Here is a 24,062-nt window from a genome sequence, read left to right as displayed (position 1 = left end):
ACGATTAGGCGATACCCTGTGTCTCGCCACCCGCCGTCGTAACCCGATCGTCTGCCCGCACGCCAACAGGAGCTGACTCCGTGATTCACACCGCTTTGATCCCCTGGCTCGACCCGACCCAGATCATTGAATCGGCCGGTCCGTGGGCCCTTCTTGTCGTCTGCGCGATCGTCTTCGCGGAGACCGGGCTGCTCGTGGGTTTTCTGCTGCCCGGAGACACTCTGCTCGTCATCACGGGCCTGCTGGCTTTTCCCGCCGCCGGTGTCATCCAGATCGATATCTGGTGGGTTGCCCTGGCCATCGGATTTGCCGCGTTTCTGGGCGGTGAAGTCGGCTACCTGATCGGGCATAAATTCGGTCCGCGCGTTTTCGAGCGTAAAGAATCCGGCTTGTTCAGCATCAAAAACGTCGACCGGACCAATGCGTTCTTTGTGCGCTTCGGCGGCGTTGCCGTGATCGTCGCCCGGTTCGTGCCGATCGTGCGTACCTTCGCACCGGTGGCGGCCGGCGTCGGCCATATGGATTACCGCAAGTACACCCTGTACAACCTGATCGGGGCGCTGCTCTGGGGCGCCGGACTGACCTTTGCCGGATACTTTCTCGGCTATATTCCGCCCGTGGCCGATTTTGTCACGACGTACATTGACCTGATTCTGCTCGGTGCGGTCGTCATAACCCTCATTCCCACGGTGTACCACTACGTGCTGTCGGTCGTGAAGGCGCGTCGGCTCCGCGGACAGCTCACCGCCGCTACGGGCAGCCACCTGCTCGACCCGGAGACGTTCAACACCAACCATGACGGGCGTCACGAGGCCTGATCGGGTCAGCCTCTGAATCAGTCAGCGGTGCTGGTGGTCTTCGTGCTCGGCGTGCTCGGCCGGTTCCAGCTGAAAGGTGGAGTGGGCGACGTCGAAGTGCACGGCGAGGCACCCGCACAGCTCGTCGAGCAGGGCGTCGGTGCCGGCCGCGAGTACGGTCGGCTCGACGACGATGTGCGCGGTGAACACGTGGGCCCCGCTCGTCATGGCCCAGACGTGCACGTCGTGCACGGCGACGACGCCGGCGGTACCGAGCAGGTGACGCCGAATCTCCGTCACGTCGGTGTCGGCCGGGGTGGACTGACTGAACACCCGAACGACGTCGCGCAGCAGAAGGTAGGCGCGCGGCACGATCATCCCGGCGATGACGAGCGAGGCGACGGCATCCGCTTGGGCGAAGCCGGTGGTGAGAATGATGATGGCGGCGACGATGACGGCGACCGATCCCAACGCGTCGCCGAGCACCTCGAGGTACGCGCCGCGCATGTTGATCGACTTGGCGGCGGCGGGACGGAGCAGCACCATCGCGGCGAGATTGGCGGCGAGCCCGATGACGGCGACGACGAGCATCGGGGTGCCGAGTACCTCGGCGTCACTCGCACTGATCAGCCGAGTGATCGCTGCGACGGAGACGACACCGGCGACGACGATGAGGATCAGCCCGTTGATGAGGGCACCGAAAACCTCGGCGCGTTGAAAGCCGAAGGTGGCCCGGTCGGTGGCCGGCCGCGCCGCCACCATCGTCGCGGTCAACGCCACGATCAACCCCAACAGATCGGACAGCATGTGGCCGGCATCGGCGAGCAGGGCAAGCGAACCGGTGAGCCAGGCTCCGATCACCTCGAGCAGCAGCACCGCTGCCACGATGCCGATTGCGATCGACAATCGCCGCCGGTTCGATCCGGTGCCGTGCGCGTGATCATGGCCCATGGCTCAAGGTTAGGGCTGCGCCGGGTCGCTCGCCAGCCGCGCGTCTAGTTGGGAATGAGTGCCGTTCTCAGCGCTCGACGGCTACGAGCCGAGCACCTCGCGCAGCATCGGAACGAGGCCCTCGAAGGCGATCGCCCGATGGCTGACCTGGTTCTTGACGTGCGCCGAGAGCTCTGCGGCCGAGATCGCGTAGCCCTCGGGCAGAAAGATCGGGTCGTAGCCGAAGCCGTTGGCACCGGCCGGTTCGAACAGAAGCTGCCCCGGCCACTCACCGGTCACGGACCGCTCGGTGCCATCGGGCAGGGCGAGTGCCGCCACACAGGTGAAGTGGGCGTCGCGGTGTTGCTCGGGAACGTCGCTGAGCTGCCAGAGCAGCAGGCGCAGGTTCTCGCCGGCGTCTTTGGCCGGCCCGGACCAGCGCGCCGAAAAGATGCCGGGAGCCCCGCCGAGAATATCGACGCAGATGCCCGAGTCGTCGGCGATCGCCGGTAGCCCGGTTTGGGCGGCGGCTGCGCGCGCCTTGATCAGGGCGTTCTCGGCGAAGGTGGTGCCGTCTTCGATGGGTTCGGGGCCGTCATAGGCGAGCACCTCCACGCCCGGCAGCTGAGGAGCCAGGATGCGCCGCAACTCTTCGACCTTATGGGCGTTGTGCGTGGCGAGAACGATCTGCACGCTCAACGCTCCCGAGCCATGGTCAGCGCACCGGTCTGAAACTCCGTCAGGGTGACGGCGCCCTTGAGGGCGAGGTCGAGCAGCGTGTCGAGTTCGCTGCGGTCGAACGGTGCAGCTTCGGCGGTGCCCTGCACCTCCACGAACTTGCCGCGTCCGGTCACGACGACGTTCATGTCGGTGTCGGCACGCACGTCTTCGGTATAGGCGAGATCGAGCATCGGAACCCCGGCGATGATTCCGACGGAGACAGCCGAGACGCTGTCGAGAAGCGGCTGCGCCTTCTGGGCGATGAATTTCTTCGTGCGTCCCCATTCGAGGGCGTCGGCGAGGGCGACATACGCGCCGGTGATGGCCGCAGTGCGGGTGCCGCCATCGGCCTGCAGCACGTCACAGTCCAGAACGAGCGTGTTCTCGCCCAGCGCCTTCATGTCGACGACCGCGCGCAGGCTGCGACCGATCAGCCGGCTGATCTCGTGGGTGCGGCCACCGATCTTGCCCTTGACCGATTCGCGGTCCATACGGCTGTTGGTCGAACGCGGCAACATCGAGTATTCGGCGGTGACCCAGCCCTTGCCCTTACCGCTCATCCAGCGCGGAACGCCGTTGGTGAATGACGCCGTGCACAGCACCTTGGTGCGGCCGTAGGAGATCAGCGCCGAACCTTCAGCCTGGTCGCTCCAGCCGCGCTCGATGGTGATCGGGCGCAGTGCGTCGTTGGTGCGGCCATCGGCGCGCAGGATCTCAGTCACGGTGTACTCCTAGTGGTTCGGGTGCAGCGGGGAAAAGGTGGGCGTTGCCAGCGCGCTGAGGTTGAGGGTGCCGGTCTCGATCAGGTCGACCCGGCTGACCTCCGGTCCCATGAGGCGGTGGGCGAGGGCGAGAAAATATTCGGCACTGTCGCCGGTGGCCTCGTAACGGTAGCTGGGCGGGCTCGTGCGTGCGCGCTCCAGGCCCTGGCCGACCAGCACTCGGTAGACGTCGTTGGCGGTTTCGGTGTCGCTTGAGACCAGGGTGACGCCTTCTCCCATGACATAAGAGATGGCGCCGCGCAGAAACGGATAGTGGGTGCATCCGAGCACGAGGGTATCGACCTCGGCTGCACGCAGCGGTGCCAGGTATTCTTCGGCGACGGCCAGCACCTCGGCGCCGGTCGTGACGCCGGCTTCGACGAACTCGACGAATCGTGGGCAGGCCTGGCTGATTAGGGCAATCTGGGGCGCTGCGGCGAAGGCATCGTTGTAGGCACGAGAGTTGACGGTGCCGAGGGTGCCGATGACGCCCACGCGCTGGTTACGGGTCGTTGAAACGGCACGTCGCACGGCCGGCTGGATCACTTCGATCACGGGCACGCTGTAGCGTTCCCTGGCATCCCGCAGCATGGCCGCCGACGCTGTGTTGCACGCGATGACGAGCATCTTCACGTCTTGCGCCACGAGATCATCGAGCACATCCAAGGCGAATCCACGCACGTCGGCGATCTTCTTCGGTCCGTACGGCGAGTGGGCCGTGTCACCGATATAGAGAATGGATTCGTTGGGCAGCTGGTCCTTGATCGCCCGGGCGACGGTCAGGCCGCCGACTCCGGAATCGAAAATACCAATCGGTGCATCCGTCACGGAGATCAAGCCTAGCCCGCCAAGCGGATAAGCTGTGCCGGGTGACCCCGTCCCCCGCTTTCTCCGTTCCGGCGCCCCGCGGAACGGCCGCCCGGCCGCCCGCCCTGCGCACCGACCGCTACGAGCTCACGATGGTGGACGCCGCCATCCAGAGCGGTACCGCCGATCGGGAGTGCATGTTCGAGGCCTTCGCCCGACGCCTGCCCACCGGCCGTCGTTACGGCATCGTCGCCGGCACCGGTCGTCTGCTCGAGCTGATCCGCCAATTTCGCTTCGAGACCGAAGAACTGACCTGGCTCGCCGAGAACAACGTCGTGCGCACCCCAACCCTCGACTACCTGGCCGACTATGCCTTCAGCGGCGACGTCTGGGGTTACCAGGAGGGCGAAGCGTACTTTCCCGGCTCACCGTTGCTGCTGGTGGAGAGCACCTTCGCCGAGGGCGTCATTCTGGAGACCCTCATACTCAGCGTGCTCAACTACGACATCTCGGTCGCCAGCGCCGCCGCCCGCATGGTGTCGGTGAGCCTCGGTCGTCCGATCGCCGAAATGGGTTCACGCCGAACCAACGAGCATTCAGCCGTCGCCGCCGCTCGTGCCGCGTACATTGCCGGTTTCGCGTCGACGAGCAACCTCGAGGCCGGCCGCCAGTGGGGCCTGCCCACCATGGGAACAGCCGCCCACTCGTTCATTCTGCTGCACGACACCGAAGAAGACGCGTTCCAGGCGCAAGTGGATGCCTTCGGTTCCGCCACGACTCTCCTCGTGGACACCTACGACGTGCCGGCCGGAATCGCCCTGGCGGTGAAGATCGCGGGGCCGGAACTCGGCTCAATACGCATCGACTCGGGTGATCTGCCCACCGTCGTCGCTGCGGCCCGGGCACAGCTCGACGCCCTCGGCGCGGTCAACACCAAGATCACCGTTACGAGCGACCTCGACGAGTTCGCCATCGCGGCTCTGTCGGCCAGCCCGGTGGATGCCTTCGGCGTCGGCACCTCGGTGGTCACCGGGTCGGGCGAGCCCGCTGCCGGACTGGTCTACAAGCTCGTCGCCCACAAGGGTCACGGCGAAGACTGGATCTCCGTCGCCAAGACGTCGACCGCGAAGCTGTCCATCGGCGGCCGTAAAAGCGCGCTGCGCCGAGTGGACGCCGTCGGTACCGCCCAGGAAGAGATCGTGGTGCTCGGGGACGGTCCCGACGCCCAATTCGATTCCCGCAGCGGACTGGAACGCGCCCTGCTGGTTCCACTGATCGTCGACGGCGCCGTCGATGAACGCTATCTGGGACCGGCCGGAACGCTGCGCGCCCGCGCGCACAACGCATCCGTTATGCAGGAACTGCCGATCGAGGCGTTCCGGTTGGGGCGCGGCGAGGCCGTCATCCCCACGACCTACCGGTGATGGACTACTTGGCTTTCATCTTCTCGTAAATGGCCTTGCAGGTCGGGCACACCGGAAACTTCTCGGGATCGCGGCCCGGCAGCCATTTCTTGCCGCACAGCGCCTTGACCGGCTTGCCCGAGATGGCCGATTCGAGAATCTTGTCTTTGGGCACGTAGTGCGAAAACCGTTCGTGGTCGCCGGGCTCGATCTGCTCCTGGTTCAGCAGTTCTTCGAGTTCACGGTCGAGCGTGGACGTTCCGCCGCCGGGCTGGCCGGGTTCTGCAATGCTCGCACGAAATTCACTCATGGCACCAGTCTAGGCACTCGGCCCGTTTGAGTCAGGCGCGCTGAGCGGAAGCGATCATTTCCGGTCCGCGCCGGTCGAAGGCACGCGAGCCGACCCAGACGCCCACGACGACGGCTACCAGGCCCAGGCCCAGGCCGGCACCGAGCGCGCGCAGATGCCAGACCGGGTCCTCGACGAGTCCGAGGTAGGCGAAGACGAGCGCCGGCAGCGCCACCACGATCGATCCGATGAAGGTGAGCGACTGCACGAGAGCCGAGGCGGTGTCCGAGGCCTGAGGCTGGGCGAACGGGCTGTCACCGGGTTTGGTCACCGGATAGGGAAAACGGGTCGAGGTGTAGCTGGAGAAGCCCAGACCAGCCAGGAGGATGCAGGTACTCACGCCCAGCATCGACGGAAGCACCGACCAGTCCCCATAGACCGAAATGCTGATGGCGGAGCCGATTCCAATCAGAGGGATGCCGACGGAAAGAGCGGGAATGAGGCGTCCGATCCGGTCAGCCGCCCCCCTGGTGCCCGACGCCACGTGCAGCCAGATCGCGGTGCTGTCATAGGCGACGTCGTTGTGCATGGTCCAGCCGAGGAAGATGCACATGAGCGGGACTGGCACCAGGGCGAGGTCGTGCAACGGCACGCCGACGAAGCTCAACGGCAGGATCGCGATGATCGGCACGATCGGAATCATGATCAGCGACACCCAGTAGCGCGAGTCCCGCGCCCAGTAGGTGAAGGTGCGGGCTGCGATCGCGCCGACGGAACTGTGCGGCAGCCGGTCGAACCAGCCCAGCCCGGAATACTGCTTCGCCGCCGCTTCGCGCCCGGGCGACACGAGCATGCGGGCCACGACGAATTGCCAGATCAGCCAGAGGGCGTAGGCCGATCCCACGGCAATGAGCAGCTTCAGAATCGCCGCGCCCCAGGCGCCAGTGGAGGCGTCTCCCGGAACGGCCCAGGCTGCGCCGAGCGGCGTCCAGCCCAGAACCGCCGCCAGGGTGCCGAGCAGGGTGCGGCCGTGACGGCCCCAGTCCGTGCTGAGCAGCACCACGACGATCGGGGAGACCAACACGAGGAGTACGACACCGATCAGCCCGGTGAATTCGCGTGATCGCCTGGTCGACAGCAGAAATGCGGCAACGGATGCGCTCACCCGGGACAGCAGGATGCAGGTAACGAGGATCAGGGCGGCCGAGATCAGGGCGAGCAGGGTCTGCCCGACGCCGCGCGACCACGTGACAACGGTGCCGAGCAGCACGATCGAAAGCGTGAGGGTCGGAACTCCGATCAACGCCGAACCGGCCAGGCCGAGCGAGAGGGACCGGTTCGGGATTCCCAGAAAGGCGAACTTGCGGGGGTCCATGCTGTCGTCGATACCGACCACGATCGGGATGACCAGAAAACCGAGGATCACGATGGATCCGGCCACCGTGAGCGCATCGCGGATGATGACCGGGTCTCCGACGAAGCGCAGGCTGATCAGGGCGATGAGCAGGGAAACGGCAACGCTGAGGCCGTACAGCAGACCGAGCACGAGGCCGACGACCTGCCAGGGACTACGACGAAAAAGATTGGCGAGGAGCCGGAGTTTCAGTCCGAAAAATTGTGCAACCATTCCATGCCCTCCGCGACCTTGCGCCCACCGGCAAGCTCGACGAATCGATCCTCCAGTGTCTTCTGGCCGCGAACATCGTCGACGGTGCCGGCGGCGAGCACGCGGCCCTGCACGATGATGGCGACGTGATCGCACACCCGTTGGATCAGGTCCATGCCGTGGCTGGACAGCACGACTGTTCCTCCGGCAGCCACATATTTCTGCAAAATCTCCGTGACATTGACCGCCGACACCGGGTCGACCGACTCGAACGGCTCATCGAGCACCAGCACGCGCGGGGAATGAATCATCGCGCAGGCCAGGGCGATCTTCTTGGTCATGCCGGCCGAGTAGTCGGCGACGAGACGATTGAGGGCATCTTCGAGGCCGAACGCCGCGGCAAGGTCAGCCGACCGGCTGCGCACCGTATCATTGTCGAGACCACGCAGGGTGCCGGCGTAATAGAGGAGCTGGGCGCCGGTCAGACGATCGAAGAGCCGAAGCCGGTCGGGAAGTACGCCGATCACCCGCTTCGCCTCGTTGGGCCTGGCCCAGACGTCGATGCCGTGCACGAGGGCGGTTCCGGCGGTCGGACGCAGCAGCCCGGTGATCATCGACAGGGTCGTGGTTTTTCCGGCACCGTTGGGTCCGACGATGCCGTAGAACGATCCGGCCCGAACGGTCAGGTCCAGATCCGACACCGCAACGGTGTGGCCGAAGCGTTTGACCAGACCGCGAGCTTCGATGACAATCGGTGCCGGGGCTGCCGCTACGGGTGTTGCGACAGCCGGTGTCGGCTGGGGCACCGGCTTCGCTGTTGACGTGGTGCCGATCGTCGGTGTCGCTGCCGACGTATCGACCGATTGCCGCACGACCGCGACCGTCGCGGGCGGCGGGGTCGTCACCAGGGCGTCGCGGGTCACGTACGGACGTGTCGTCTCGTCGGTTGCGTTCTCGGCGAGCACCTGCGCCGTGGCCCGAACAACACCAAACGACGTCGGTACCCCCGCGCTTGTCGCCGATGTCGATTCGGACCCAACCGGCTTCCGCACCGCAGGCTTCCGCACCGCTGGCGTCTGCACGGCCGGCGTCTGCACGGCCGGCTTCCGCACCGCCGGCTTCCGCACCGCCGGCTTCCGCACCGCCGGCTCGGCAACTCCGGCTTCGGCGGGCGGCTGCCCAGCGGTTGCTCCGATCACCGTGGGCTGAGCCGCCGTTGGCTCGGCTACGGTCGGCGCGGCTACGGTCGGCGCGGCTACGGTCGGCGCGGCTACGGTCGGCTTGGTCACCGTCGTCCTGGCTGCGGCAGGCTTGGCAACGGCAGGCTTGGCAACATCAGGCTTGGCAACAGCAGGCTTAGCGACTGTTGACTTGGCCGCCGTCGTTGCACGTACGGTCGGTCTAGCACCGGTCGGTTTACCAACCGCCGGCCGACGAACGGCCGGCTTACGAACGGCCGGCTTGGCGACGGGTGGCGTAGCGACCCCTGGCGCGCCAATGGGCTGAGCTTGCGAATCGGCAGCACGGCCCGTGACGGAGTCATCGCCGGATTCGGAGTGGGGCGGCACAAAAGTCACTCCGCTAACCTACCAAGGACCGCCGACCGGGGCGTGCGGACGGGCCAGAAGCACCCGTTTCAACCTGTGAGTGCGCTCCACGCCGGGTCACGAAATGGACACGTGCTGAGCCGTTTCTTCCCTCGGAACAGCCCGACGGGTTATGGTGAGGATGACATAACGGTGTGTCTTTACGTGAACATGTGGGTGAATCCTGGGCAAACTCTTCAGTACTGATGGGGTTTTGCGGCCTAGCCCTAACCATTCTTGAGGAGATAATCGTGACGACGCACGCAGTCAAAGCGCGAGCAACTAAAACGCAGGTGGTCATTCTGGCGGCCGGTATGGGCAGCCGTCTCGGGCGCTCACTGCCGAAGCCGCTCACCGAGCTGAATGACGGCCGCACGATCATGCAGCAGCAGTTCGACAACATCGCACACGCCTTCGGCAAAGCCGCCAAGGTCACGATCGTCGTCGGATACAAGCTTGAGCACATCATCGAAGCGTTCCCGCAGGCATCCTTCGTTTACAACGAAGAATACGACCAGACCAATACCTCGAAGAGCCTGCTGCGTGCCCTGCAGGCCTCCAAACCCGGTGGCGTGCTCTGGATGAACGGCGACGTGGTCTTCGACCCGGCCATCCTCGACCGCGCTGCGGCCATGATGGCTCGCGATCAATCCTTCGTCACCGTGAACACCGACAAGGTGTCCGATGAAGAGGTCAAGTACACGACGAGTGCCGAAGGTTACATCAAGGAGCTCTCGAAGACCGTCAAGGGCGGCCTCGGCGAAGCCGTCGGCATCAACTACGTATCGAGCGCTGACAAGGCTACCCTCATCCGTCAGCTGAACAAGGTGGCCGACCAGGACTACTTTGAGCGTGGCATCGAGCTCGCGATCGAACAGAACCGCATGCTGGTGGAGCCGGTCAACATCTCCGACTTCTACGCCGTCGAGGTGGACTTCGCCGAGGACCTCGAGCGCGCCAACCTGTTCGTCTGACCGACCCGGTCCGGCACCATCCGAAACCCCTGTTCCGCCGGAAACCCCTGTGCCGCCGGAAAGACCTAAGCCACGGCGTCGGGGTTTCGTCACCGGCCAGGCTGGCGCGGAACGCTCCCCGCGCTCCCATACGATAGACCGCGTGAGTAGTTACGCCCAGGTGCGCCCCGAACAGCGCACGCCGATCGCCCGGTATCGGCATTCGCTGTGGTTGCTGACGCAGCGCGACCTGCGGGTGCGCTATTCCACCTCGGTGCTCGGCTACTTCTGGTCCATCCTCGACCCGCTCGTGATGGCCGGCATCTACTGGTTCGTCTTCACCCAGGTCTTTGACCGCAGCGCCGGCAGCGACCCGTACATCGTGTTCCTGCTGGCGGCCCTGCTGCCCTGGATGTGGTTCAACGGTGCGGTCTCCGACTGTACCCGAGCCTTTCTGCGCGAGGCGAAGCTCATCCGCTCGACGCGGATACCCCGCACCATCTGGGTGAACCGTCTGGTGCTGTCCAAGGGCATCGAGTTTCTGGCGTCCATCCCGGTGCTGGTGCTGTTCGCGCTCCTGTACGGTGCCGAACTCAACGTCGACGCCGTGTTCTTCCCCCTCGCCATCGTGATCCAGGCGATATTGACCGCGGGTGTCGGGCTTCTCGTCGCCCCGCTCGTGGTGTTCTTCCGCGACCTGGAACGGGCCGTCAAGCTCATCCTGCGTTTTCTGTTCTATGCCTCCCCCATCATCTATGGCACCAGCGACCTACCGCCCGAGCTGCACTTCTGGGCGGCGTTCAACCCGCTCAGCGGTATTTTCAGTCTGTATCGGGCAGCCTTCTTTCCCGAACAGCTCGACTGGTTTGCCGTCGGGATCAGCGTGATCATGTCCCTCGTCTTCCTCGGGCTCGGACTGCTCGTCTTCCGCCGCACCGAACGCGCCGTGTTGAAGGAGATCTGATGACGCAGGTGAAAGCGCCGCCGACAGTAACGCCGGTTATCTCGCTGCAGGATGTCGGCATCCGCTTTCGCCGGAATCGGCGAGGACGTCGCAATTTCAAGGATCTGTTCGGTGCGAGCAGGAGGCGCAGCCGGCCGGGCGAGTTCTGGGCCCTGCAGCATGTGAGCTTCACCGTGCAACCGGGCGAGGCCATCGGCGTCGTCGGGCGCAACGGGCAGGGTAAGTCCACCCTGCTCAAGCTCGTCACCGGGGTCGTGCTGCCCGATGAAGGTTCCGTGCGCGTCACCGAGGGTGTGGCACCGCTGATCGAGATCACAGGCGGTTTCGTCGACGACCTGAGCGTGCGCGACAACGTCTACCTGACGGCGGGCCTGCACGGGATGACCCGCAGGCAGATCACCGAACGCTTTGACGAAATCATCGAATTCGCCGAGATCGCCGATTTCATCGATACGCCGTACAAGCATCTGTCCAGCGGAATGAAAGTGCGGATCGCTTTCGCGGTGATTTCCCGGCTGGAGGAACCGATCCTGCTGGTCGATGAGGTTCTAGCCGTCGGCGACAAGGCCTTTCGGGAGAAATGTTACCGTCGCATCGAGGAACTTTTGGCCGGCGGTCGCACGCTGTTCATCGTCTCGCACAACGAGCGCGACCTGCGGCGCTTCTGCACCAGGGGTCTCTATCTCGACAAGGGTGATCTGGTGCTCGACGCGCCGATCACCGACGTGCTCGCCCGGTATAACGCCGACTACGGCATCAAACCGGCCTGACCCTCATCGAGTCGTCGACGGACCTGACTGTCCTGTGACCGACGAAATTCGATCGCGAGGTAGCCGTCGTGGGTCGGCGGCAGCTGCTCGACGGCCAGACCGGCAACGAGCTCGCTGATTTCGAGTTGCAGCACGGCCGCAACTCGGATGAGCGTGTACATCGTGGGATTGCCGCGCCCGCGGTCGATTCGGGCGTAATTGGACACGTTGAGTCCGGCGAGCAGGGCGACGTCCTGCTGGTTGAGCGCGAGCGCCAGGCGGCGCTCGCGCAGGCGGAGTCCGAGCAGTCGGGACGCTTCTGACTTAGGCGAAAGCATTCCTCAGTTGTAGCGGCACAGGGGCGTCTTGACTAGCGGGTGGACATTTCGTGAAAGATAGTATTTGTAGACGGGCGCGAGGAAGGCGACTAATGGCCAGGAAGAGTACACCGATGCTGTCGTCAACCGGCGGCACTCCGCAGGGCGGCGCACTACCAACCGGATTCGTCAAGGGTTTCGATCGGATCCTGGCCATTCACCGGCCCGTTGTGCTCGCGCACATTCGCAGCATCCGACGTCGCAATCCCCATGCTTCCCCCGAGCAGATCGTGCGCATCCTGGAAAAGCGCTACGTCGCAGCGGTCACGACCGGCGGTGCCGCCGTCGGCGCCACCGCGGTCATTCCCGGCGTCGGGACTGGAATCACCCTCGCACTCTCCGGTGTGGAGACCGCCGGTTTTCTCGAAGCGACGGCCCTGTTCACCCAGTCGGTGAGTGAGGTGCACGGCATCGCCGTTGACGACCCCGACCGCGCCCGTGCCCTCGTCATGACCATGATGCTGGGTCGGGAGGGCAGCGACCTGGTCCGCCAGCTCGCCGGGCAGGTGACCGGCTCGGGAACGGCACGAACCACGTACTGGGGTGAACTCATCACCAACAGTCTGCCCCGGGCTATTCTCGGCCCGCTCACCGACCGGCTGAAGAGTGCTTTCCTGCGGCAGTTCGCCACCCGGGGCAGCGCCAGCCTGCTCGGCAAGGCCTTGCCGTTCGGCATCGGAGCGGTGATCGGCGGTGCCGGAAACCATATTCTGGGTAAGAAGGTCATGCACGCGTCACGGCTCGCCTTCGGTCCGGCACCAGCCGGATTCCAGCCGGATCTGGACCTGCGCGTGCGGGAGATCTCGGTGCGGGAAAAGCGCGGAGGCCGGTCGGTACGGGCCGGAGCGGCCGAGCCGCCGGCATCCGTTTCAGAGCCGACGGAGCCTGCCGGGTCGTAGCGCTTCGGACTATTCCTGGTCGGGAATCAACGCGGGATCGGGAATGATCGCGATGTCTGCGTCGTGCATGGCCGCGAACCTGTCCCACTCGTCCATCAGGTGCTGCACTGCCGCGTGCAGTCGTTCCGTCGCGACGCCGGGGGTGGTGTCGCCGAAATAGCGCTGTACCCAGCCCTGCAGGCGTTCCACCGCAGCGTCATCGTGGGTGAGCCGTTCAACCTGCGTCACGATATCGGCGGCCTGCTCGGCCGGCAGCCACTCGCAGTCGGAGAGGTAGCCGCTGGTATCGATCACGGCCGTCGGGTTCACCGGTCGGGTGATGATGAGCGGTTTTCCGGTGGCGAGGCGGTCGTAGACCATGGCGGAGATGTCGACGATGGCGACATCCGCTGCGGCGAGTTGCCAGCCGAGGTCGGGGCCAAAGTCGTAAACGTGCTGCGCGGTCACATCGCGGGCGTTCGCCGCAGCGATGGCAGCGATGATGACCTTGTTGGAGGCACCGTAGCGGTGGTCGACGACGCCGCTGCGCGGGTGTGGCCGGTAGATGACCCGGTGCCGGCCGGTGGCCAGCAGAGCGGTGACGAGCGCGACCCCGTGGGTCGCCACGGAGCCGTAGGCGGCGGCGGCCCGGTCCCCCTCCCAGGTGGGCGCGTAGAGCACGACCTGGCGTTCATCGGGCCGATAGGGCAGTTCCCCGCTGAAGTAGTCGGCCTGGGGGCGCCCGATCTTGAGGGCGCGCTTGTCGAAGTCGTAGTCCCAAAGCACCCGGTCGAGTCGGGCCAGTGCGGCGTCGCCGGCAACGAGCGAATAGTCGTAGGCCTTGAACTGGTTGGTGATCATGTACATCTTGTCGCTCTCACCGTGGTTGATGAAAACGTGCCAGCAGCGCCCGTACCGCATCATCTGAAAGTTGCGCGGGTTCTGATTGACATAGAACACGATGCGGATGTCCTGCTCGGCGACGATCTGTTCGAGCTGCGGTACCGTGCGCGCGTAGGCAACCGGGATCGGCGACTCGTCCATGAGTTTGAGGGTGCCGCCGCCGGTGCGGCTGAGCACGAGTACCGGCCAGGTCTTAGCGAGTGTGGCGAGCGGCTGATACCACTGCCGCATCTGGTACATGTTGACCGGTCCGTCGGCAAAGTACACGGCGATCTTGAAGTGGTTGTCGGCGCGGAGCTCTCTTGATTTCAGCGGGCCGCGGAGCTTGTGCTGGGCCTTGCGGGAGGCCACAACATCCTTGACCAGTTTGACTGCACGCCTGACGTCTTTCCGAATTACCACCGAACCAGACTACCTTTCGTTAGATGATCGGCGGTCGCCCCGCGCGGGTCATGCGCCAGACCGTGCGCGCTCGCAGCGGATGCCGCGGCCCCGGGTCGCTGCGCCACCCTTCGCGCCAGCCGCCGAACCAGGCGCGCAGGGCGGGCCGGTTGGCGGGCGCCCAGCGCAGCACCTGGATCGCCGTCCAGGAACCCACGTAGAGCGGCACAAACAGGGCCGGTAAATTGCGGCGGGCCAGCCAGACCCGGTTGCGGGCGTTCAGCCGGTAGTAGTCGGCGTGCCGGGTGGGCAGAATGACCGGATGATGGGCGACGAGGTCGCCGGCATACCAGGCGACCCGACCCTGATCCCAGACCCGCCAGGCCAGTTCGATGCCTTCGTGGGCGTAGAAGAACGGTTCAGCCCAGCCGCCGGTGGCGTCGAAAACGACGCGCGGCAGCAGCACCGCGCCCTCCCAGACCGAGAACACCGGTCCGGGCGTGGTGGCCTCACCCTTGCGAATGCGGGGAATCCAGCGCCGCGGCGACAGAACCCCGGTCGGGTCTTCGACCCGCGGCTGCAGCAGCCCGATGGTCGGGTCGGCGCGCAGCTGCGCAATCGCGTCCCGAAGAAAATGCGGGTCAGGAATGCTCGCGTCATCGTCGAGAAAGAACAGGTAGTCTCCGGTGACCCTGGACACCCCGCGGTTGCGGCCGGCAGGTATGCCGAGGTTGGTCGGCAGAGAGAGCGCCTGCACGCCGACGGGCAGGTCGGCCGGCTGCCAGCCGTTGCCGACACAGACCACGTCGAGGGTCACATCCTGCTGAGCCAGCACCGAGCGGATGCCCCGATCAAGATCCGCCGGCCGGGTGCCCTGGGTGAGCACCACGACGCCGACGGTGGGCAGGTCGGCGTCAGCTTCAGGAACGGACACGCTTGGACGCCATAATGGCCACGAAATGACCGATGAGCGACAAGAATGCGAGCGGCACCAGAACGATGAGTACGGCCCGGTCAACCAGCGGCTGCCCGAGGAACAGCCCGAGGACGGCCGCGGCGAAGATGACCATGGTCAGTTCGACCGAGTGGTACAGCCGGTGGAAGGGCATAAAACGGGCGAGTCGGCGCACCCGGGCGATCACGCTTGAGGTGGGTGTCTTCTCGCCGTGGGTGTCGGCGAGTTTCGTCAAGCCGGCGTTGGCCCGGGCGACGTGCACCATATCGTTGAGGGCTTTGTTCAGCACGATGATGAGCGCGAGCAGCAGCGCCAGGCTGGTCCACAGAAAATCGTTCGGCGACTCGAACGGGTAGGCGGCCGCGCGAATTCCGAGCGCGATCGGGATGAGCGACTCGGTTGAATAGTGACCGACCTTGTCGAGGAATACCCCGGCGGGCGATGATGTGCCGCGCCACCGCGCGACTTCGCCGTCGCTGCAGTCGATGAGCATCTGAACCTGGCTGAGCGCGAGGGCGAGCAGGGCGCCCCAAATTCCGGGGATCAGCAATGCACCGGCGGTCGACCAGCCGGCCAGGATCATGAGCGCGGTCACGCCGTTGGCCGAGATCCGCGTCTTCAGCAGCATCCAGGTGAGGTAGGGCGACAGGTCGCGCAGGTACAGGCTCGCCGTCCAGTGCTCCGCGTTGGCGCGCAGGCGCACCTCGGGAGGCTGCGCGACGGCACGCAGCTGAGCGATCGACTCCGGTCGGTCTTGCCGGTTGGGCGAGATCTGGGGCGAACTGGTCATCTGCTCACCTTCCCGTGTGTGCCGTGATGTTGGTGGTGAGCTTGAGATAGCCGAGCACGAATCCGATTCCCCAGCAGAAGTGGATGCAGGGCAAGACTACGAGAAAGTGCAGTGACGCACGAAATCCGTCCGGCCTGGCCACCGCGATCGTCGCGATAACGACGATGAGCAGGTAACCGGCGGGTACGACCAGCCCGAGCAGCAGCCACGGCACAGCACCGAGCATGGCCTGCACGATCCCCCCGATCCCCAGGAGCAGGCCGACAGCGACACCGAGCACCATGGCGGGCGGCACGAAGTAACGGATGCCGTTGGCCGCCGGATAGCGCCGCGCCAGCTCGCCACGCCAGAGCCCGGTGGAGAGCATCTGCCGGGCCAGTTGGGCCAGGGTCGGCCGGGGGCGATAGAGCACGCGCAAGAGTGGGGTGAACCAGACCTGGCCACCGGCTTCGCGGAGACGACGGTTCAAATCCCAGTCCTGGCCGCGTTTGACGCCCTCGTCGAACAGTCCGACCTTCAGGATGCTCTCGGTGCGGAAACAGCCGAGGTACACGGTTTCGGCGGCACCTTCCGCGCCACCGACGTGGTGCGGCGTGCCGCCGAGGCCGATGCGGGTGCCGTAGGCGCGGGCAACGGCCCGCTCGAAAGCGCTGATGCCGCGGGCATCCATGATGCCGCCGACGTTGTCGGCGCCGGTACGCTCGAGCGTCTCGACCGCGATGCGCGCATAGTCGGGAGGCAGTACGGAGTGGGCGTCCACGCGAATGACAACGGCATACCGGGAGGCGCGGATGGCGATGTTCAGGCCGGCCGGGGTCGAGCCGACATCGTTGGGTACCACGCGGATGCGCGCGTCGACAGCGGCCATTTCCTCGACCAGTTCGGTCGTTCCGTCGATACTCGGCCCGAGTGCGAGGGTCACCTCAAACGGTCCGTCGTAGTCCTGAGCCAGGAGGCTCTCGACGGCGGCCCGTACGTGCGTCGCCTCGTTGAGCACGGGCATCACATACGACACTCCGGGAGGAAGTCCTGTACCGCGTTGGTGCACCTGGCTGGCCAGCCTTCCGGTTATTGGGTAGGACGACCGAGCCTACCAGCCCGGCAATTGGGTGAACGCCCGGTGCCACACGCGCAGAACGCGCCGCCGGCGAGCCGGCGACGCGTTCTGTGCGGTCGTGCTGGGAAGAGCGCAGGAAGGAGCGCGTGCTTAGCTGGCGAGCTCGCCGACCGTGACCGAGACGGTGATCGATTTGCCGTCCCGCACATAGGTGAGGTCGGCGGTCCCGCCGGCCGGAAGCACCCGAACCTGCGCGGTGAGGTCGATGGAATCGGTGATCGGCACACCGTTGAAGTTGGTGACCACGTCTCCCTCGGCCAGACCGGCCTTCTCGGCCGCCCCACCCGAGGTGGCTTCGACGATGAGGGCGCCCACCGTGCTGCTGGTGGAACTCGAGGCGTCCTTAACGCTCGCCCCGAGCAGGCCGTGGGTGGCCGCTCCGTTGGCGATGATCTCATCAGCGATGCGCTTGGCGAAGTTCGACGGGATGGAGAAGCCGACACCGATGCTGCCCGCCGCCGACGATGCCGTGGTGGTGCCGGCGCTCGCAATGGCAACATTGATGCCGATCAGCTCACCCTGGCCGTTGAGCAGGGCGCCTCCGGAGTTTCCCGGGTTGATGGCGGCATCCGTTTGGATGACGGGGAGCGCAATGCTGGCGGTGGCCGACTGGGAACCCTGCGATTGTTCACCGTTTTGGTCGGGGAAGTCGAAGAAGAACGGGTTCTGGCTCTGGCCCTCGTCGGGCACCGTTTCGTCGGGCGAGCTCGGCGCGGCCGAGCTCGCGACGGTGATGCTGCGGTTGAGAGCGCTGACGATGCCGTCGGTGACCGTGCCGGACAGACCGAGGGGGGCACCGATGGCGATGGCACTGTCGCCGACGTTGAGCTCGGAAGAATCCCCCCAGCTGATCGGGGTGAGGCCGCTGGCGTCGGTGAGTTTGATCACGGCGAGGTCGGAGATGGGGTCGGTTCCGACGAGTGTGGCGGTGTACAGCTTGCCGTCATTACTCTTGACCTCGATGGTCACGTCCGACGCTGCACCGTCGAGGGTGACGACGTGCGTGTTGGTGAGGACATAGCCGTCCTCGGTGAGGATGACGCCGGATCCGGTACCGCCGGAGGCACCATTGGCGACGTCGATGGTAACAACGCTTGGCGAGGCCTTTGCGGCGACGGCGGTGATCTGGTTGACGCTCGTGCTGTCATTGACCACGACATTGCTGGGACCGGCCGCCTGGCTGACTGGCACGCCATTGTTCTGGTTGCTCATTATGAGGGCGGTGATGCCGGCTCCGGACGATCCGCCGACGAGGGCGCCGATGGCGAGCGCGGCGATCAGAGCCACGCTGCCCTTGCGTCGACCGGGCTCCCGGGATTTGGCGGCGGGGAACGGCTGCCCGGGGTAGGCGTCCGTTGAAGAGGAGTCGGTGGGGTAAGTATTCGCGGTGGCGTAGGTCGGTGGAGCGACACTCGGAGCGTAGGGGGACGTCGACGCTGTGGGGGTCTCGATCGGTCGACCGAAGGCATCCGTCGGGTAGGCGATGGTCTGCGCCTGGTCTGCTGTGTTTCGGACCGGTGCGGCGTCGGCGCTCTGTGCGTCGGGCTGTGCGTCGGCGGGCTGCGCGGGCGGAGCCGGCGGACCGGTCGGGGCGGCCGGCGAAGTGGGTGGGGTTGCCTCGCCGGACTCAGTCACGGCGAACGCGGCGGCATCATCGGCCGGATCGGGGGTGGTGCCGGAATCCTTGGTGTTATCGGTCATCGGGTGCTCCTTCCAAGCGTTGCCAGCTTTGCGCCCGAACCTGAACGTTCGGTATGTACGCCCTGAGAGCATTCAATGATCGAGCCGAGACCTTGCCGAGGCGATAGTTTGGAACCCATGCAGCACTCCTCACCGGCAGACCAGACACGCAATATTTCCGGCGCCTGGCGACGCACAGCGCGCGGGGCGGGGCTGCTCGCCGAGGACGGCAGCGTCGCAGCGAGTATCTTCGCCGAGATGAGCGCGCTCGCGGTGCGCACCCAGGCGATCAACCTCGGCCAGGGTTTTCCGGATGAAGACGGGCCGGCTCTGGTGCTCGAGGCGGCCCGCCAGGCGATCAGCGACGGGATGAACCAGTATCCGCCCGGCCGCGGCCAGCCGGTGCTGCTTGGCGCGATCGCCCGGCACCAGCAGCGTTTCTACGGCCTGACCGTTGATCCGGGCAGTGAAGTCCTGGTCACTGCCGGGGCCACGGAGGCGCTTGCCGCCACGATTTTGGCGTTGATCGAACCGGGCGACGAGGTGGTCACCTTCGAACCGTTCTACGATGCCTACGGCGGACTGATCGGCCTGGGGGGCGGCATCCATCGTACCGTGCCGCTGCGCGCCCCCGACTTTCAGCCCGACCTCGATGCGCTGCGCGCCGCCGTCACCGACCGCACCCGGCTGATCATCGTGAACGATCCGCACAATCCCACCGGCGCGGTCTTTCCCCGGGCCACCCTCGAGCTGATCGTGGAGCTCGCCCACCGGCACGACGCGATCATCGTCACCGACGAGGTATATGAACACCTCACCTTCGGCGCGCCGCACATTCCCATCGCGACCCTCCCGGGAGCGTGGGAGCGCACGGTCACCATCTCCTCGGGCGGCAAGACGTTCAGCCTTACCGGCTGGAAGGTCGGCTGGCTCAGTGCCCCCGCTGCCATCGTCACGGCAATCCTGGCGGTCAAACAGTTTCTCACCTACGTGAACGCTGCCCCGTTTCAACCGGCCATCGCGGTGGGGCTCGACCTGCCCGACGCCTACTTCGCCACAATCGCCGCGGAGATGCAGCACAAGCGGGACGTACTCGCGACCGGGCTACAGAGGGCCGGCTTCGACATCAGCGTGCCTCAAGGCTCGTACTTCATCGTGGCCGACGCTTCCCCTCTCGGCTTTTCGGACGGCGCCGAGCTCTGTCGCCGTTTGCCGGAGCTGGCCGGAGTGGTCGCGGTACCGATCACCGCGTTCTGTTCCCCCACCCACCGGGCCGAGTACGCGCCCCTGGTGCGGTTCGCCTATTGCAAGAAGGTTGAACTGCTGGAGCAGGCCTCGGCCCAGCTGGCGGCCCTGCCCCGCGCATAACTCCTGCACTTTCTGCGCCAGCCGGTTCTCAACGCCGCAATGACGCGGAACTTGCACCGCCGCCAGACGAATTGCAGGAGTTATGCACCCCACCCACGTGAGGGGGGGGGGGGGACGCGGGGTTACGAAGCCAGGGCTGGATAGTCGGTGTAGCCCCGGGCGCCGTCGGCGTAGTAGGTAATCGGGTTGGGCTCGTTCACCGGCAGGTTGTCGCGCCAGCGACGCACCAGGTCGGGGTTGGCGATGGCGGCACGACCGACAACAACGGCGTCGGCAATGTCGTCCCGCACGAGGCCGAGGGCCTCGTCGCGCGCGGTGATGGCGCCGAATCCGCTGTTGACGAGGAAGACCCCGCCGAACCGGGCGCGCAGGTTCTGCACGAGGTCGCCGCGCGGATCGGCATGGAGCACGCTCAGGTAGGCCAGTCCGAGCGGGGCGATCCCATCCACGAGGGCGCCGTAGGTGGCGACAAGGTCAGCGGCATCCGTTTCACGTGCGTCCTGGATGTTGTGTTCGGGTGAGATGCGCAGGCCCACCTTGTCGGCGCCGATCGCCTGAGTGACGGCGGTCACCACGTCGACGACAAACCGGGCACGGTTCTCTGGTGAGCCGCCGAAGGCGTCGTCCCGCACATTGGAGGCAGGCGACAGGAACTCGTGCAGCAGGTAGCCGTTGGCACCGTGCAGCTCGACGCCGTCGAATCCGGCAGCGATGGCGTTCTTCGATGCGAGCACGAATTCGGCGATGATGCCGGGAAGCTCGTCGTCAGTCAGCGCGTGCGGCACGGGAAAGTCCTGCTTGCCGTCGTAGGTGCGCGTGGTGCCGCTGATGGCGATTGCGCTCGGACCCACAACCGGGAAGCCACCGTTGGTGGACTCGTGGGTGACGCGACCGGCGTGCATGACCTGGGCGACGATGCGACCGCCGGCGGCGTGCACCGAGTCGGTCACAGCCTTCCAGCCGGCCAGCTGTTCGGGCTCGACCAGTCCGGGCTGGCCGGGAAAGCCCTGGCCGGCGTGGCTCGGGTAGGTGCCTTCGCTGACAATCAGGCCGAGCGAGGCGCGCTGCGTGTAGTGCAGGGCCACGAGTTCACCGGGAACACCCGACTGGCCGGAGCGGATGCGGGTCAGCGGCGCCATGACGAGACGGTTGGGAAGTTCGAGGTCGCCCAGGGTCAGCGGGGAAAACAGTTTCACGGGCACTTCTTTCATAATTCGCAGTCGTGGGGAGGCAACAGGTTTGTGCGTCTCCACAGGCGGCAACGGACTGGAGTCACTCGATATTCCTGCCTGCCAATCGGCTGCGCGTTTGTCGCCGTGTCGGCATTTCCCATCGGGCCGTGCCGGTTTGCCGTGCAGGCGGGCAATCCGCTGTGACCGCGGCACCGAACTACAGGCATGAGCATTCTGATGACCCGACCAGCGATCCGAAACCGCTCGACCCAGCCAATCATCCAAGACCGGGCCGTCACGTCCGTCGGCGAACCCGACTCTCCGAAGCCGATTCCGGCGCCGGTTCCGACGCCGCCCCGGCCAAAGCCGGCTCCGCCCGCGACCATGCTGGGCTACAGTCCGTTCCCGCTCGATGCTGACGCCCGCCACTTCGGCCTGACTACGAGCACCATGCGACTGACGGGCGGAACGGTTCGGGTGCGCCACGGTCGCCGCACCGTCAGCACGACGGCGACCATCCTGTTGCACGGCGCTGCCGGGTCGTGGACGACGTGGACTCCCCTGCTGCAGGCCGGCGATGCGACCGCGCGCGACCTGACCGATCTCATCATTCCCGACCTGCCGGGATGGGGCGATTCGCCCGCGCCCGCCGACGAGTCGCCGCTGGGCGTGGAATGGATGGCCGAGCTGGTCGCCGATCTGGCCCGTTCCCTCGGCTACGCGCAATGGAATGTCGTGGGTCATTCGATGGGCGGGTTCATCGCCCTGCAACTGGCGGCGAGTGAAACGCGGGCGACGGCATCCGTCGGCCTGGTCTCGGCCACATCGTTCTCGATCATCGACAGCGTTCGCCAGCCCATTCGCCGGTTCTCGGTAATGCCCGCCTTCACGGCACTGCTGCTGACCATGCGGATGCTGCGCGTCACCGGTTTGATCGGTCGCGGCCTGGTGCGGGCGGCCTCGGGCCTTGGTCTGCTGCGCGGGTTGGTCGCTCCCCTCTTCAGCCAGCCGCGGGCGATCGACGCCACCGTTGTCGCCGCGCTCGGCACGGAGGTACGCCCGGCTGCCTTCGTCCTGGCCGCCGCGCAGGCTGGCACCTACGACGCGGCCGCCTCCTGGGCCCGGATCCGCTGCCCGGTGCGTTCCGTGCACGGAGAGCGCGACGTCTTCGTCACTGCCGCCGACGACGAGCGGATGCTCGCAGCGATCTCGACCTGTCGGATTAGCACCATTCCCGGGGCTGGACACTTCAGCCAAATCGAACGCCCGTTGGAAGTGCTGATCCAGCTGGAATTCGCAGCTCCCCTGCCGATTGTGTCCGCCGCGCACGTGCTGGGTACTTGCTGAATTCCTTGTATTTGTCCCCCGAACGGAGGACAGTGAATAGCAGTACCCGGTTCCACACCAAAGTGCACGCTTCGCTTTCATTCGTTCCGGCCTCAGTGTTCTCACTCAGCGCAACCGATCGCAATGAAATGGAAGTGGCAATCATGGGTTCTCTTACGTACGACCGTGTCGTCGTGGAATTTGAAGATCGGATGCTGGCCCACCTGCAGCTCGTCATCGTTCAGAAGCTGCGCCGCGGTGAGAGCTTTCTGTTGTCCTGGCGTGATGCCGCCGTGGTCGGCGACGGTCGAAGCTCTGCCTGGCTGCACCCGGCTATTCCGCTGTACTTCAAGTTCGCCGGCGGCCACGCGCCGACCATCAATCCGAACTGGGTCGCCCAGCTCACTCGCTCCGCCAACAGTTCACAGGGCCTCGTCGTCACCGCAGAGGAAAGCGCAGCGGTCGACGCGGACCTGCCGCCCAAGGTGGAACCGGCCATCGGTATCCGAGCGGCCGCTCAGACCCGCGCGACCAAGGCGAGCGTCACCGAACGCTAGCCGGTGCGCATCCGGGCCTGTTCGCAGCCCGGCCTATTCGCAGCCCGGCCGGATCAGCGTGGAACGACGGCGAACCGCCGAAGCGCGAGGGCCGGATTGATCGCACGCACCGCGGCGACACGAGCCGGCGCCAGGAACGCGACGGCAACATCCGCTGCCTCGCCGAGGCTCGCGACAGCAACCCCCATCGGGTCGATGATCAGGCTGGTACCGACCCCGATCGGCGGGGTGTGATCGGCGGCGGCAACGAAGACGGTGTTTTCCAACGCCCGAGCGGTCAGCAGGGTGCGCCAGTGCTGCTCCTTGAGCGGGCCGCGCACCCATTCCGCCGGCACGAGCACGAGGGTGGCTCCCGCATCGACGAGTCGCCGGGTAACTTCGGGAAAGCGGATGTCGTAACAGGTCTGCAGCGCCACCACGAGGCCGCCGACGACGAACGTTTCAGGGTCGGTCACCGCACCGGGCAGCACCCACTCCGATTCGCGGTCACCGAACGCGTCATACAAGTGAAGTTTGCGATAGGTTGCCACCAGCTGACCGGCCGGATCGACGGCGACGAGGGTGTTCGAAAACCGGGTCGGATCCTCGCACGTTTCGAGCATGCCGGCCACGATGTGGATTCCGAGCTCGGTGGACAGTTCGGCCAGCGCCGTCACGAAATCGCCATCGATCGCTTCGGCTGCGGCGACAAACGCCGGACCGAGTCGCGGTTCGAAGAACGCCGAATACTCGGGAAAGACCACGAGCCGGGCTCCGCGAGCGGCGGCGGTCGTCGCCAGCTGCCGCAGTATCGCGCGATTGTGCGCCCGGTCGTTGCTCGGGGCGAACTGGGCGACCGCCACGCCGACCGCGTCTGCGTGGTGCACGTCGGCGGGGTGCGGATCAACGACTGGAGTCATGGCGAAAGCCTAGCTGGCCCTCCCACGCCGGGGCCGACCTGCGACCGGATTGGTGTTTGCAGACAACTCCGGGGGTTTCGAAGGCTCCCGTTAA

The 24,062-nt window shown here is 66.0% G+C and carries 24 protein-coding genes; 9 read left to right on the top strand and 15 right to left on the bottom strand.

Translation table 11 applies throughout. The features are described 5' to 3' along the window. Positions 1 to 83 precede the first annotated feature (83 nt). Complete coding sequence (locus E3O25_RS13150) at positions 84 to 818, top strand: VTT domain-containing protein (RefSeq protein WP_174721745.1); 735 nt, start codon at positions 84 to 86, stop codon at positions 816 to 818. A 21-nt stretch (positions 819 to 839) separates the two neighbouring features. Here E3O25_RS13150 and E3O25_RS13145 read toward each other — a convergent pair whose 3' ends face one another. From E3O25_RS13145 to murI, 4 genes are all read right to left on the bottom strand, one after another. Next, complete coding sequence (locus tag E3O25_RS13145; protein WP_092108454.1) at positions 840 to 1,748, bottom strand: cation diffusion facilitator family transporter; 909 nt, start codon at positions 1,746 to 1,748, stop codon at positions 840 to 842. Positions 1,749 to 1,829: 81 nt separating this feature from the next. Next, positions 1,830 to 2,426: an RdgB/HAM1 family non-canonical purine NTP pyrophosphatase gene (gene rdgB / locus E3O25_RS13140; protein ID WP_092108452.1), complete on the bottom strand. Its 597-nt coding sequence runs from the start codon at positions 2,424 to 2,426 to the stop codon at positions 1,830 to 1,832. Continuing rightward, the gene (gene rph, locus E3O25_RS13135; RefSeq protein ID WP_092108450.1) at positions 2,423 to 3,169 is read right to left on the bottom strand and encodes a ribonuclease PH; all 747 of its coding nucleotides are present in this window, start codon (positions 3,167 to 3,169) and stop codon (positions 2,423 to 2,425) included. The genes rdgB and rph overlap by 4 nt, the downstream gene beginning before the upstream one ends. A 9-nt stretch (positions 3,170 to 3,178) precedes the next feature. Continuing rightward, complete coding sequence (gene murI / locus E3O25_RS13130) at positions 3,179 to 4,036, bottom strand: glutamate racemase (protein WP_092108660.1); 858 nt, start codon at positions 4,034 to 4,036, stop codon at positions 3,179 to 3,181. A 41-nt stretch (positions 4,037 to 4,077) separates the two neighbouring features. Between murI and E3O25_RS13125 the strand changes: the two genes are divergently transcribed. Continuing rightward, positions 4,078 to 5,439, top strand: coding sequence for a nicotinate phosphoribosyltransferase (locus E3O25_RS13125; protein WP_370448764.1), 1,362 nt, complete (start codon positions 4,078 to 4,080; stop codon positions 5,437 to 5,439). A 4-nt stretch (positions 5,440 to 5,443) separates the two neighbouring features. Here E3O25_RS13125 and E3O25_RS13120 read toward each other — a convergent pair whose 3' ends face one another. From E3O25_RS13120 to E3O25_RS13110, 3 genes are read right to left on the bottom strand one after another with little or no spacing between them, the layout of a single operon-like run. Then, on the bottom strand, positions 5,444 to 5,728 hold the full coding sequence (locus E3O25_RS13120) for a DUF3039 domain-containing protein (RefSeq protein ID WP_092108448.1): 285 nt from the start codon (positions 5,726 to 5,728) through the stop codon (positions 5,444 to 5,446). 31 nt (positions 5,729 to 5,759) lie between these two features. After that, positions 5,760 to 7,334, bottom strand: coding sequence for a hypothetical protein (locus tag E3O25_RS13115; RefSeq protein ID WP_092108446.1), 1,575 nt, complete (start codon positions 7,332 to 7,334; stop codon positions 5,760 to 5,762). Further along, a complete protein-coding gene (locus tag E3O25_RS13110) occupies positions 7,310 to 8,065 on the bottom strand; it encodes an ABC transporter ATP-binding protein (RefSeq protein WP_241988601.1) in 756 nt (251 codons plus the stop codon). The genes E3O25_RS13115 and E3O25_RS13110 overlap by 25 nt, the downstream gene beginning before the upstream one ends. Positions 8,066 to 9,150: 1,085 nt before the next feature. Here E3O25_RS13110 and E3O25_RS13100 point away from each other — a divergent pair. The 3 genes from E3O25_RS13100 (at position 9,151) to E3O25_RS13090 (ending at position 11,586) form a co-directional block, all read left to right on the top strand. Beyond that, positions 9,151 to 9,873, top strand: coding sequence for a phosphocholine cytidylyltransferase family protein (locus E3O25_RS13100; RefSeq protein WP_255576205.1), 723 nt, complete (start codon positions 9,151 to 9,153; stop codon positions 9,871 to 9,873). A 142-nt stretch (positions 9,874 to 10,015) separates the two neighbouring features. Next, on the top strand, positions 10,016 to 10,816 hold the full coding sequence (locus tag E3O25_RS13095; protein ID WP_241983900.1) for an ABC transporter permease: 801 nt from the start codon (positions 10,016 to 10,018) through the stop codon (positions 10,814 to 10,816). Then, on the top strand, positions 10,816 to 11,586 hold the full coding sequence (locus tag E3O25_RS13090; RefSeq protein WP_092108436.1) for an ABC transporter ATP-binding protein: 771 nt from the start codon (positions 10,816 to 10,818) through the stop codon (positions 11,584 to 11,586). The genes E3O25_RS13095 and E3O25_RS13090 overlap by 1 nt, the downstream gene beginning before the upstream one ends. Here the strand turns inward: E3O25_RS13090 and E3O25_RS13085 are convergent. Next, a complete protein-coding gene (locus tag E3O25_RS13085; RefSeq protein WP_092108434.1) occupies positions 11,565 to 11,903 on the bottom strand; it encodes a helix-turn-helix transcriptional regulator in 339 nt (112 codons plus the stop codon). The genes E3O25_RS13090 and E3O25_RS13085 overlap by 22 nt on opposite strands. Positions 11,904 to 11,995: 92 nt before the next feature. On the opposite strand from E3O25_RS13085, the gene E3O25_RS13080 reads away from it, so the two are divergent. Next, positions 11,996 to 12,841, top strand: a complete 846-nt coding sequence (locus E3O25_RS13080) for a hypothetical protein (protein WP_241983899.1) — start codon at positions 11,996 to 11,998, stop codon at positions 12,839 to 12,841. Positions 12,842 to 12,850: 9 nt separating this feature from the next. Here E3O25_RS13080 and E3O25_RS13075 read toward each other — a convergent pair whose 3' ends face one another. The 5 genes from E3O25_RS13075 to E3O25_RS13055 form a co-directional block, all read right to left on the bottom strand. Beyond that, positions 12,851 to 14,125, bottom strand: a complete 1,275-nt coding sequence (locus E3O25_RS13075; protein WP_092108432.1) for a CDP-glycerol glycerophosphotransferase family protein — start codon at positions 14,123 to 14,125, stop codon at positions 12,851 to 12,853. A gap of 19 nt (positions 14,126 to 14,144) precedes the next feature. Beyond that, the gene (locus tag E3O25_RS13070) at positions 14,145 to 15,038 is read right to left on the bottom strand and encodes a glycosyltransferase family 2 protein (RefSeq protein WP_092108430.1); all 894 of its coding nucleotides are present in this window, start codon (positions 15,036 to 15,038) and stop codon (positions 14,145 to 14,147) included. Then, positions 15,025 to 15,849, bottom strand: a complete 825-nt coding sequence (locus E3O25_RS13065; protein WP_092108428.1) for a CDP-alcohol phosphatidyltransferase family protein — start codon at positions 15,847 to 15,849, stop codon at positions 15,025 to 15,027. The genes E3O25_RS13070 and E3O25_RS13065 overlap by 14 nt, the downstream gene beginning before the upstream one ends. A gap of 4 nt (positions 15,850 to 15,853) precedes the next feature. After that, entirely contained in the window at positions 15,854 to 16,864 is a 1,011-nt protein-coding gene (locus tag E3O25_RS13060; RefSeq protein ID WP_255576204.1) for a glycosyltransferase family 2 protein, read from the bottom strand. A gap of 192 nt (positions 16,865 to 17,056) precedes the next feature. Next, positions 17,057 to 18,667: a S1C family serine protease gene (locus tag E3O25_RS13055; RefSeq protein WP_134361339.1), complete on the bottom strand. Its 1,611-nt coding sequence runs from the start codon at positions 18,665 to 18,667 to the stop codon at positions 17,057 to 17,059. 117 nt (positions 18,668 to 18,784) lie between these two features. On the opposite strand from E3O25_RS13055, the gene E3O25_RS13050 reads away from it, so the two are divergent. After that, complete coding sequence (locus tag E3O25_RS13050) at positions 18,785 to 20,014, top strand: aminotransferase class I/II-fold pyridoxal phosphate-dependent enzyme (protein ID WP_134361338.1); 1,230 nt, start codon at positions 18,785 to 18,787, stop codon at positions 20,012 to 20,014. A 122-nt stretch (positions 20,015 to 20,136) separates the two neighbouring features. Here E3O25_RS13050 and E3O25_RS13045 read toward each other — a convergent pair whose 3' ends face one another. Continuing rightward, positions 20,137 to 21,225, bottom strand: a complete 1,089-nt coding sequence (locus tag E3O25_RS13045; RefSeq protein WP_198410990.1) for an alkene reductase — start codon at positions 21,223 to 21,225, stop codon at positions 20,137 to 20,139. Between the two features lie 198 nt (positions 21,226 to 21,423). Here E3O25_RS13045 and E3O25_RS13040 point away from each other — a divergent pair, with 198 nt between their 5' ends. Next, entirely contained in the window at positions 21,424 to 22,533 is a 1,110-nt protein-coding gene (locus E3O25_RS13040) for an alpha/beta fold hydrolase (RefSeq protein WP_166806025.1), read from the top strand. A 143-nt stretch (positions 22,534 to 22,676) separates the two neighbouring features. Beyond that, positions 22,677 to 23,069: an ATP-dependent DNA ligase gene (locus E3O25_RS13035; RefSeq protein WP_241983898.1), complete on the top strand. Its 393-nt coding sequence runs from the start codon at positions 22,677 to 22,679 to the stop codon at positions 23,067 to 23,069. A 53-nt stretch (positions 23,070 to 23,122) separates the two neighbouring features. Here E3O25_RS13035 and E3O25_RS13030 read toward each other — a convergent pair whose 3' ends face one another. Then, on the bottom strand, positions 23,123 to 23,968 hold the full coding sequence (locus E3O25_RS13030) for a carbon-nitrogen hydrolase family protein (protein ID WP_092108418.1): 846 nt from the start codon (positions 23,966 to 23,968) through the stop codon (positions 23,123 to 23,125). Positions 23,969 to 24,062: the final 94 nt, after the last annotated feature.

Origin of the sequence: Cryobacterium sp. TMT1-3 (genome assembly GCF_004402315.1) — a bacterium.
GTDB lineage: Bacteria > Actinomycetota > Actinomycetes > Actinomycetales > Microbacteriaceae > Cryobacterium > Cryobacterium luteum.
Note: the sequence above shows the minus strand (reverse complement) of the source record. Positions and strands in the feature narration are given on the sequence as shown.